We start from the raw sequence: 11,384 nt of genomic DNA on the forward strand, positions 1-11,384 counted from the left end.
TCCCCGAACCGCCCCACCTCCCCATTTTCAAACGAAATTCACTGCTGTGCTTCCACAGGACGTTCATCTGGAACAAACTCACCAGGAGTAGTATCTACTGCGGGTTTGCTAATTTCCACACCTGGAACTGGTAAGTCGAGGTTTGGCCCTCTGCGGAGAATACGGCTACCGAAGTACAAAACTGCGATAAATAAAACGCTGTACACTGTGACAAAGCCAGTCAATGATATTAAAACATTGCTTGCGGGTAGACGGGAAGCGGCATCAACTGTGCGAATTTGGCCGTAGAGTGTCCAAGGTTGTCTACCAACACAGCGCACAATCCAGCCTGATTCTACGGCAATGTATCCCAAAGGAGCTGACAATATCCAAGCCCGCATTAACCACCGCTGTTGAGTAATGTTTTCTGCTGAGAGTTTACCGCGTAACCATTGCAGAGTACTCAATAACATTAATCCAGCAAAGAAAAACCCAATGGCAATCATTGTGCGGAAAGCGTAGTAAATTAAACCTACTAAATGAGGCCGATCCTCACTTTTCCACTCCTTCAAACCGCGCACTGGTTCGGAAAGGTTCTTTTTGAATTCCAGAATGTATCCCAGTGCGTTGGGAATGGTGATTTCCCAATCATTTTTCTCGGCTTTTTCATTGGGTATCGCCACAAGACTCCAATCTGCTGGCTGTCCCGCAGGTGAAGATTCCCATTGGGCTTCCATTGCTGCGAGTTTTGTGGGCTGATAATGATAGACTTGTTCGCCGCTCAAATGCCCGATGTATATTTGTAATGGGGCAACTGCAAAAGCAGCTGCTAAAGCAATCTTCAATGAACGGGAAAAGAAAGCTGGATGGCGTTGTTTGAGAATATACCAAGCACTAATTCCACCAATCACAAACAACGAAGTTTCTAGTGTGGCAAAGAACATGTGCAGCACACTATTAAGCATGAACGGATTTAAAATTGCTTGAAAATAATCGTGGACTATAAACTTACCATTGACTAATTCCCCACCCGCGGGAGTTTGCATCCAAGAATTTGCCGTCAAAATCCATACAGTTGAGAGGTTAGCACCAACGGCAACTAAAATTGTTGAAAGATAATGAATAGTGGGATTCACACGTTCCCAGCCGAATAACATAATACCTAAAAAAGCGGCTTCCAACATGAATGCCCAGGAAGCTTCAAACCCAATGACACTACCAAAAAAATTGCCCGCAGCCTCCGAAAACGGTGCCCAATTTGTGCCAAATTGAAATTCCATCGGGATACCAGTTGCAACACCAATGCCAAAATTCAAGAGATAAAACTTAGACCAAAAGCGGGCATGAAGGTAGTAATCTGGGTTACGAGTCTTGAGCCATAGTCCCTCGACGATAACCAAATAAATTCCCATCCCTGTGGTCAACACAGGCCAAAGCATATGGAATATTGCAGTCAGCGCAAATTGCATCCGTGATAACACTACGGAATCCGATAAAAATTCCATGCTTGTATTCCTCTATTAAAATTCCTTGTATTTGTGCGTCTTAGTCCACATGAAATAGCCAAAATCATTTTGACATGTAGATTATCAAGCCATTCAATTTTAATTGTTAACTATTCAATATTAATTGTTGAGAATTATTAAAAGATATATTAATACATCATAGTTAAAATAAATCTACCATTGGGAAACAATGGAGAAAATTTATCTGTATTTTTTTTCAGTAAACTTGATTCAATTAAAAAACATCTTTCTCTAGATAGGGAAGATTTTTAAATTATTTAAATTGTCAGTCAATTACTGATATACGTCAAAAGACGGAATGTCAAAGTTGATAAGTAAGCTATTGGGCTTTAAGTTCGTTGATTGTTGACCGTTGACAGTTAACCGTCAACAATAGACTTCTTGCAGAAGTTGGGAAAAGGGGAAGGGGAAAGGGGGAAAGGTTTGGTATTTTACTTTTCCCAATAAAGATGCATTCCTTTGACCACAAGAGTGCAAAAAGCATTTTTGCACTCTTGTCTAATTAAGAAAAAAATCAAGAGGTTTCTTCTAAGGGAAAAATATCTCCACGCAAGTAGGAATCAAAGTGTTTTTTAAAGTATTGAATACTTGTCATATTAGGTTCATCGCTTTCTGTGGGCGTGAATTCATAAATTGGAACTTTTTCTCTCACGAGTTTGACTAATTTAGCATCGAGTTGCTCAAAAGCATCAACTCTGAATATTGTGGTTTCAAATCTTAATTTAGCTGGATGACCATATCCTAATTTCATCCAAGGCATCCAAGGACAATCTCGTGCCCATTTAGCGGGAGGAACTTCTGTGACATCCGGTCGGCAGGCATTTGATATAAAATATTCAACTGCCTGAAATTTTTCTCCAGGGCAATAATCTAAGTATTTACTATCTCCTGCTAAAGGATGGGGATATTCTAAAGGAATTTCCATTACGGAGGTGAGATATGGCTTTCCTTTAGGTATGACAAATTTCTTTGGCTTGATTGAACCTTGAACAATTCTGTTAGCTATATGTACTACTGGTACTGATTGATTTGCTGTTGGCGATTGCCAAAAATGTAAAATTTCTTGAGTATTGGGGTCACAAAATAGACCTAATTCTCTATTGATGCGATATCCGACTTCACCATACTCAGAATCGGGTTTGATAAATACTTTTGTTGCATTCATCCCAATAATAGAGAACAATTTTTCTTTTGGTTTCTCTGGTGTTTCTTGCCACCAAATTTCTCCAGACCAATTGTAATAAAGTTGTAATCCATGATTTTTTCGATAAAAATCAAGATTATTAAGTTCGTAATCGTCTAAATAATCACTCATATTGATTTTTGATTTTAGATTGGACATAGGGCATGGGGGATGGGGCATAGGGCATTGGGCATTGGGCAAAAGAAAGATCCCTCCTTTTCCCTTTCCCCTTTCCCCTTTCCCCTTTCCCCTTTAACCTTGGCGAAGCCCCAGTCCCCACTCCCTAGTACGATGGTAAACGTGATAATTCTTCTCAGCAATTAACAAATCAATGGATAAACGATTTTTTAGTATTTTTGGACTAACAGAAGAACAAGCCATCGCCATTATCAATACACCTTTAGAACAACTTGAAGACGCTTCTGATAAATACATTGCTGTTTCCCATTTAATTAATTTCCCCACAAAACAATCCATTGCAGCTTTAATAAGGGCCATTGAAACCAGTAATCCGGCTGAGTTAGACCACCGTATTGTCCGACGCAAGGCTGTGGAAAGTTTGGGACGATTGCAAGCTGAATCAGCCTTACCTGTGATTCGTCAGTGCCTCAAAGATGATGATATTTATACTGTGGAAAATTCAGTATGGGCAATTGGTGAAATTGGGACTAAAGACCCGGAAATTCTCGAAGAAGTTGCACAATTACTGGATAAACCAGGTCAAATTTATCGAGTAATTATTCATACTTTAGCTCGTGCTAATTATCAACCATCTTTGGAACGCATACGTAAATTTACTGTAACAGAAGACGAACCTACCCGTAGTGCAGCGATCGCTACAGTTTGTCGTTTTACGGGTGATTATTCCCAAATAACTGAGGTAATAGCATTGTTGCAGAGTTCCAATGTCAATGCACGACGCGGTTGTATTCAAGATTTAATTGATTCGCGCTATTACAAAGCTATTCCAGAAATCGCCCGTTGTCCTGTATCTTTGGTGTTCCGATTGCGAGGATTGCGGATGCTTTTAAATGCGGGAGTTCCAGCGGGTGAAATTACTTTTGCAGAAGTTCAACCTTATTTAGAACAAGTATTATACGATCGTCCCCAAGATATTGATTTAGTACATGAATATGATGTGACGCCTGTATTAAATTTTGTGATTGAAGAACTTTATCAAACTGATTTTGGACGGTGTTATTTAGCAACAAAAACTTTACTTGATATCTATCACCAGGAAGCGCCAGCAGCACTTTTAGCGACTTATGCAGATAAAGCATATAACGATTATGGCGGTCATTATCATGTGATGAAATTATTGGGTTGGCTCAAATATATTCCTGCTTACGATTTGTTAGTGGAAAATTTGCACAATCGCGAACCCCAGTTTCAAAAATCTCGTGCTGCATGTGCCCTTGCTCTTGGTGAATTGGGGAACCCAAAAGCAATTCCTGAACTCAAAATTTGCCTAAATTCGCAAATTTGGGATTTGAAATATGCTTGTTTATTGGCGCTAGAGCGCTTAGGAGACTCCTCTGGTCGAGAAATCGCCGCTCAAGATACTGACTGGTTAATTAGAGCCAAAGCACAGAGCAATAACTAGTTAAAAATCAGAGAACTTTGAATTCGAGATTTGGGATTTGTGGAAAAAATCAAGATCCCAAATCTCAGATTATTAATGGTTTATTTTCTCCTTAAATTTTGGAGCGATCGCAAATCATAATTCAATACTTTTCCTGTGTTTAATAATTGATATCCGGCAAATAATAATGCAAACGAACAGACAATACTCAAAAAGCTAGCTGAGACAAATACATTACCAGTCAGAGTTATAACTACAATTCCTAATGCTATTAAAATCCATCCTAAGTTGGGGTCTATCCGCCCCTGAGAAAGGATAAAAATACCGGAAATGCATAACAAAAAACCAGGAACTCCAAAAAATATCCCGACTCGAACATTTGTGATTAAAATTATGATTCCTGCAACCATCAAAGCAAAACCCATAAATTTGGTTGTGCCATTGACTGGAGTTTGCCGATTTAGAGGATCGATTTGAGTTGCTATTTCTGTGGGATTTAAAGGAGTAAAAATATTTTGTTGTTGTTCTATTTTCTTTTGAAAGATAAATGTAACTTTTTCTTCTTGCCCCAGGTTAATTTTATCTCCTAAATTGATTTGATAAGGCTTTTTCGGTTCTAATTTAATATTATTTACAAATGTTCCATTAGAACTACCTAAATCTTCAATAAAGTAATTATTAGCATGTATTTGAATTTGTGCGTGGTTTCGAGAAACTATATTCGCATCTGGTAAGCGAGAAACATCAATATTTGGCGTAATTTGGTCATTGGGTTTACCAATATGAAATACTGCACAATTGGCTGGTAACTCAAAACCAGTATTGGTTTGGACATGAAATAATTCTAAATTCAGCCCTATGGTATTTGATGTATTTAAGTTTGACATCGCTTGTTTTTAAGCAGCAATTTCTCTAGTTTTTAAACTGTCAAATTGGCACGATTAATAATTAGTTTGGACTATTGAACCTTGCCAATCAATAGGCACTTTTAATTCATTAGAGCTTAGCGGTTGTTGTCCTTGATGCAAAGGAATCTCAATCCAAAATTCGGTTCCTTTGCCTAGTTGTGATTCACATTGCAATACTCCTGAGTGTTTTTGCACAATAATTTGATAGCTAATGGATAAACCTAATCCGGTTCCCTGACCGACGGGTTTGGTCGTGAAGAACGGATCGAACAATTTTTGTTGGACTTCCTGAGTCATCCCCGGCCCATTATCTGCAATTTTTACTACTACTCGGTTATTATCAATAATTCTAGTACTAATTATAATCTGGCTTGGATTGTCCTGTATTTCTTGCTGGGAACGTTGAGCGTTCCACATATCCAGAGCATCAATGGCATTATTAATCACGTTCATAAACACCTGATTTAATTGCCCTGCATAACACTCTACCAGAGGCAATTTGCCATATTCTTTGATAATTTCAATTTTGGGATGTTCTGGCTTGGCTTTGAAGCGATTTTGTAAAATCAGCAGTGTACTTTCAATTCCTTCGTGAATATCAACTTCTTTCATATCTGCTTCATCTAAATGAGAGAAGGTGCGTAAAGACAAAACAATCTGCTCAATTCGCTGCGATCCCATTTTCATTGAACTGAGAATTTTAGGCAAATCCTGTATTATAAATTCCAAATCAATATCATCTATTTTTTGTTGAATTTTTTGTTTATGATTGGGAAATTCTTCTTGATAAAGCTGTACTAATTGTAGCAATTGTTGTGTGTATTCGCCGACATAAGTAATATTACCAGAAATAAAATTAACTGGGTTATTAATTTCGTGTGCTACTCCTGCCACAAGTTGTCCCAGACTAGACATTTTTTCAGTTTGAATCAATTGAGCTTGCGTACTTTGGAGTTCTTGTAAAGCTTTTTGAAGTTCAAACTGTGCCTGTTTGCGTTCGGAAATTTCCAATTCCAGGCGTTGGTTCATGTGAGTTAATTCAGTATTTTTCATTAAAGTTTCGCGGGACTCGGCTAGCTTCATTGCCATATGGTTAAATGCATCGGCAAGATCTTCTACTTCATCTTTTGTATGAATATCTAGACGGTAGTCTAAGTTCCCGGCTGCGATTTCTGAGGTTCCTGTTTGTAAATTCTGTAAAGACTTAACTGTTGGCCGCCAAATCAACAGATATTTGCTAACAAATAAAATTATAATTACTTGCACCACTGCAAAGGAAATAATTCTCTGCACTTGATATAAGTTTTCTAATTGTTCTTCAACTACAATACTCTGCTGATTGACACGTTCAATCAATTGAGAAAGAAACAACTCAATATCTCTGTCAAAAGAATTAATAGCTCTAAAATACTGCTGGGAGTCTACTAGAGAAGTATCGCTAATATTGCGCTGAGTTAATTGATTTGCCAACTGAGTGAGAAACTGGTGACGGCGGCGAATAATTGCGATTTCCTTAGCATTTGGCATCAATTTTTCTAACTGGTTGAGAGAGTCAACAAACTTGATTGAAGAGTTAGTTATTGTGTTTTCTGGACTCTGGAATAAAACAATATCTTTGAGTTCAATGATTTCAGATTTTAAAGCGTTTTCGGCAGTTAAAGCAACTTTAATAGTTTCGGTAGTTCGATCGCTCTTTTCGCGGATAGTCTGCTTAATTTGCTGGACAGCTACGGTATTGCCAACAAGAATTGCTACTATCAGTCCCACAGACACAGCAGAACCTGTAAAAAATTTAGTAGAGATTTTCATTTTGCGGGAACAGAAATTAAGTTGAGTTCTTTGCGGAGTTGCTCAATAGAAGCATAATCTGAAGAGGTAACAAGGGTATATCCGGCTGACTCAATTCCTAGAATATCCTCAAGACCTTCTGGAGTGCTAATCAAAGCTTGTTTTAGCTGTTGAATTAAATCTACTGGTAATTTTTTAGATACTACTATGGGAAAATTGAGTATGGGAGTAGATTGCCACACTACTCTGGAATTTTCACGTGTTAATTTGCCAATTTTTTGTTCTTTAAAATAAGAAGAAATATTAGTGGCTGCGGCATCAACAATACCATCTTCTAATGCAGCTAGACTTTTACTATGGCTACCAGTATAAAGGACTTTGGCAAAATCGTGTTGGTAATCAATTCCTAGTTTCTTAAAAATAACCAATGGCATCAAATAGCCGGAGGTTGATAATTTGTCTACCAAGGCAATGCGCTTACCTTTGAGGTCTTTTAAGGTTTTGATGGGACTATCTTGTTTAACAATAATACACGCACGATACCAAGGTTGTCCTGTATGTTTATCAATGGCAGCAACTAGCGGTTCAATTTTAGCACCCCTATCCACGGCCTCCACATAGCTCAAAGGCCCCAAATAAGCCATATCTAATTTACCTTGCACCAGTAAATCTATGATTTGCTGGTAACTTTTGCCAATTTGGAAGTCTAGGGAAATTGCGATCGCATTTTGCCTGTTTTCAATTTCTTCTGTGTTTTGTGTTGTTTGTCTCCCTATTGTCTTTGATTGTGAGGCAATTTCAAGCCCTCCCCCAACAGATTGCTCTAAATATTCTTTGAGAGCTTTTATCATCCGTTCTTGTTCTATTGGATTTTCTGTGGGAACCAGTCCAATTTTTAATTTATATAAATTATGCTTATAATTAATGGAAACTTGATCCACAGTAGAGTGATTCTTTTTAGATACTATTCCACTACAATTTGTAGTCAGTAGCGCCATAATTACTACTAAAATCAAAACTCTATTTTTACTGAATAAATAATATTTGGCAACTGGCCATAGCTTTACTAAGAACTTTTGCATAATTAAATTTATAAGTGAGTAGAGACGCGATTAATCGCGTCTGTATGAAGTAGGGAGTTATGAGTTAGAAGTTACGAGTGAGGAATTTATTATTCTCACCTGTATCCTTGATTTAACCACTCCCCATTTTCTTTTAAATTGGAATTTGAATCCAGAACTCTGTACCTTGTCCTTCTTGTGATATACACTTGAGAATTCCACCATGTTTTTCTACTACAATTTGGTAGCTAATTGATAATCCTAATCCTGTTCCTTTACCAACAGGTTTGGTTGTAAAAAATGGATCGAATAAGCGGCTTCTCACTTCTTCTGGAATTCCACCTGCATTATCAATAATCCGAATCACTACAAAATTCTTGTCAAAAATTTCTGTCCTAATTATAATCTGGGGTTTGTTTATTATTCCTAACTTAATTTTTAATTCTTCTAAGGCATCAATGGCATTGGTCAAAATATTCATAAATACTTGATTTAACTGCCCTGGATAGCAATCAATTAAGGGTAAATCGCCATATTCTTTGACAATCGATATATCCAATCCAATACCATTATTTTTCCAGCGGTGATGTAAGATTAATAAAGTATTGTCAATTCCTTCATGAATATCGACTTGTTTTTTCTCAGCTTCATCATGGCGAGAAAAATTTCGCAATCCTAAAACAATTTCCCGGATACGATTAGTACCCATTTCCATTGAGGAAAGTAGTTTATAAAGGTCACTGGTAATAAAATCTAAATCAATTGTTTCCGCAAAATTTTCAATTTCTTGCTGAGGAAGGGGATAGTATTGCTGATAGAGGCGCAAAAGAGTTAGTAATTCTTCAAAATATTCATGGGCATAAGTTAAATTACCGTGGATAAAATTAACTGGATTGTTAATTTCATGAGCTACACCAGCTACTAACTGTCCCAAGCTAGACATTTTTTCATGTTGGATGAGTTGAGATTGAGTTTCCTGTAACTGATATAAAGTAGTGGTGAGTTTTTCGGCTTGAGTTTGAGCGGCTAAAGTAGCAGAAAGACTTTGAGTATAAAGTTGTGCGTGGTCGATGGCGATGGCTAGTTGGTCGCAAACAGCTTGTAACAGACTAATTTCACTATTACTCCAAATGCGATCGCCACTACAATGACTGCAAATAATTGCTCCAATGTCACCAGAATTACTTTTCACTGGTAGTACTAATTGAGCTGTAATACCAAACTCAGTTAAAAACTGTTGTATGTCATCGTCAAATTGTGATTTACGATTAATATGGTCAATACAAATTAACTCTTGAGAAAGAAGTATTTTAGTCAAAAAATTGCTTTTGTGTTGGGGAATACTACCTAACATTGTGGGTAAGTTAGGAGAATTGGGGTTGCGTGCTTCAGAGATAATAGTCAGACTTGGCTCGGATGGCTGCGTTGAATAAGAAATAAAGTAACAACGGTCAATTTGTAATAAGCTGCGAATTTCATGAACAGCAGTTTCGAGGATAATATCTAAGTCTAAGGAACTGCGAATTTGACTAGCTAAACGCAGTAATAATGCTTCGCGACGGCTCAGCAGTTCTTCTCTAGCCCAAATCCGGTCAATAGCTACAGCAATATTATTAGCAATCCAATTTAATAAATTATGAGTTGGTTCGGTTAACATTTGCTGGCTAAATAAAGCTATGATACCAATTAGTTGCTGTTCTACTATTAAAGGATAGGCAGAAAAACGAAAGATAGAAAATGTAGAATTTAGTAATAATTCTGGATGATTAATTGTTAATTCTTGATTGAAAATTGCTTGGTGATTTTGTGTCATTAAGCCAACAATATCATTGGCTAACACCATGTGGTTGGGAAAATTTTCACTATTGTTTAAAGCACTACAAGTAACCTCTGTGCAATGAACACCAGCTTGTAATTCTAACTGATTTGTCTGTCGCTCAAAAGTCCAAATACAAACAAAGGCGAGCTTCAAGTATTGTGAAATCGTGTTTGTACAGTTTTGGAGAATTTCTGCAAGTGTACCACTTTGAGATAATGCTAAACTAACTTCTGCACTCAAAAGTGATAAACGCGATCGCTCTAATAAAGCTAACTCTGAAAGCTTGCGCTGTGTGATATCAGTACGAATTGCTACATATTGATAGGGTTTGCCATCGGAGTCTAAGATTGGAGTAATTAAAGTATCCACCCAATAAAAACTTCCATCTTTGGCTTTATTTTTAATTTCTCCCTTCCAAATTTCGCCTTTGCTAATAGTTTTCCACAAATTTTGAAAGTATTCTTTTGTGTGATGACCAGAATTGATAATTCGATGGTCTTGTCCTAAAAGTTCTTCTCTAGAATATTTAGAAACCTCACAAAATTGGTCATTTGCATAAGTAATTCTCCCCATTTTATCAGTAATAGCTACTAGTGAGTGAGTATTCAAAGCAAATTTTAAAGCTTCTAATTCGCGAATAATTTTTTGTCTGGAAATTTCATTGTGTTTATTAAGGGTAATATCACGAGCTACGCCATAAATTAATTTTTCTTCAATAAAAGCTGTTGCATTCCACGACAGCCATTTATAGGAACCGTCTTTACAAAGATAGCGATTTTCAAAAAAAATTGCATTTACAGATTGGCTAATACTTTGAGCTACTAGAATAGTTGATTCCCGGTCTTCAGGGTGAACAAATTCGATAAAGGGTTTAGCAAGTAACTCTTGTGTTGACCACCCCAGAGTTCTTGTCCATACTGGATTTAAATACATGAAATAACCATCAAAACTAGCAATACACAGTAAATCTATAGAAAGTAAGAAAAATCGAGAATATTTCTCTTCCAATTGTTGCAACTCAGATTTAACTAGTTTCATCAGTTTTCAACTATTAAGATTATTTAATATTTTTCAAATAAGTTAATACGTTTTTTGTAAATTAAATAACTAGCCAGAAGTTAATTATTTATTTTAGGGATAAATACGTAATTAACTTAATAACAGTAGTAAAAATATAACTTATTTTTACTGGATAGAATAACTTGCTGTTAACTCAATCTTCTGTTGAATATAGATTTCCCTAAAAGGCTATGAAGTAAACATTTTTACTTTAAATTTAAAATAAGAAGTGTTATTTTACGTAAACTGAATTCAGAAAACACCACAGAGAAATACCAACGCTAATTACCCTCTTTAATTACTTTTAACAGAGAATAATCTAGAATTTGGTCATCAGTGATTAGTCATCTGTGTTTCTAAGGACAAATGACAAAGGACAACTTCACTAGGGACTTCCAATTCAGAAGGCAGTCCCAATGAAAAAAATTTCACCGCCAAGCATGAAAATGTGGTAGCGTCCACTTAAGGTTGATACAAAC

General features: G+C 36.6%; 7 protein-coding genes. 1 reads left to right on the forward strand and 6 read right to left on the reverse strand.

The annotated features are described in order from the left end of the window. Positions 1–38: 38 nt before the first annotated feature. Positions 39–1,484, reverse strand: coding sequence for a cytochrome ubiquinol oxidase subunit I (locus GNE10_RS24695; protein WP_185567511.1), 1,446 nt, complete (start codon positions 1,482–1,484; stop codon positions 39–41). Positions 1,485–2,019: 535 nt separating this feature from the next. Then, positions 2,020–2,820, reverse strand: a complete 801-nt coding sequence (locus GNE10_RS24700) for a DUF1838 family protein (protein ID WP_185567513.1) — start codon at positions 2,818–2,820, stop codon at positions 2,020–2,022. A 199-nt stretch (positions 2,821–3,019) separates the two neighbouring features. Here GNE10_RS24700 and GNE10_RS24705 point away from each other — a divergent pair, with 199 nt between their 5' ends. Next, on the forward strand, positions 3,020–4,291 hold the full coding sequence (locus tag GNE10_RS24705; RefSeq protein ID WP_185567515.1) for a HEAT repeat domain-containing protein: 1,272 nt from the start codon (positions 3,020–3,022) through the stop codon (positions 4,289–4,291). Positions 4,292–4,371: 80 nt separating this feature from the next. Here GNE10_RS24705 and GNE10_RS24710 read toward each other — a convergent pair whose 3' ends face one another. The 4 genes from GNE10_RS24710 to GNE10_RS24725 form a co-directional block, all read right to left on the reverse strand. Further along, on the reverse strand, positions 4,372–5,157 hold the full coding sequence (locus GNE10_RS24710) for an FHA domain-containing protein (protein ID WP_185567517.1): 786 nt from the start codon (positions 5,155–5,157) through the stop codon (positions 4,372–4,374). Positions 5,158–5,211: 54 nt separating this feature from the next. Then, positions 5,212–6,987: an ATP-binding protein gene (locus tag GNE10_RS24715; RefSeq protein ID WP_185567519.1), complete on the reverse strand. Its 1,776-nt coding sequence runs from the start codon at positions 6,985–6,987 to the stop codon at positions 5,212–5,214. Then, positions 6,984–8,048: a phosphate/phosphite/phosphonate ABC transporter substrate-binding protein gene (gene phnD, locus GNE10_RS24720; protein ID WP_185567521.1), complete on the reverse strand. Its 1,065-nt coding sequence runs from the start codon at positions 8,046–8,048 to the stop codon at positions 6,984–6,986. Before phnD ends, GNE10_RS24715 begins: the two co-directional genes overlap by 4 nt. A gap of 133 nt (positions 8,049–8,181) precedes the next feature. Next, positions 8,182–10,884 carry a PAS domain S-box protein gene (locus GNE10_RS24725; protein ID WP_185567523.1) on the reverse strand — a complete coding sequence of 901 codons (2,703 nt, stop codon included), beginning with the start codon at positions 10,882–10,884 and terminating at the stop codon, positions 8,182–8,184. Positions 10,885–11,384: the final 500 nt, after the last annotated feature.

It is taken from the genome of Nostoc sp. 2RC, from assembly GCF_014222165.1.
GTDB classification, from domain to species: Bacteria; Cyanobacteriota; Cyanobacteriia; order Cyanobacteriales; family Nostocaceae; genus Nostoc; species Nostoc linckia.

Coding starts and splice junctions, on each gene's coding strand:
- GNE10_RS24695 (WP_185567511.1), bottom strand. CDS start 1,484: ATGGAATTTTTATCGGATTCCGTAGTGTTATCACGGATGCAATTTGCG.
- GNE10_RS24700 (WP_185567513.1), bottom strand. CDS start 2,820: ATGAGTGATTATTTAGACGATTACGAACTTAATAATCTTGATTTTTAT.
- GNE10_RS24705 (WP_185567515.1), top strand. CDS start 3,020: ATGGATAAACGATTTTTTAGTATTTTTGGACTAACAGAAGAACAAGCC.
- GNE10_RS24710 (WP_185567517.1), bottom strand. CDS start 5,157: ATGTCAAACTTAAATACATCAAATACCATAGGGCTGAATTTAGAATTA.
- GNE10_RS24715 (WP_185567519.1), bottom strand. CDS start 6,987: ATGAAAATCTCTACTAAATTTTTTACAGGTTCTGCTGTGTCTGTGGGA.
- phnD (WP_185567521.1), bottom strand. CDS start 8,048: ATGCAAAAGTTCTTAGTAAAGCTATGGCCAGTTGCCAAATATTATTTA.
- GNE10_RS24725 (WP_185567523.1), bottom strand. CDS start 10,884: ATGAAACTAGTTAAATCTGAGTTGCAACAATTGGAAGAGAAATATTCT.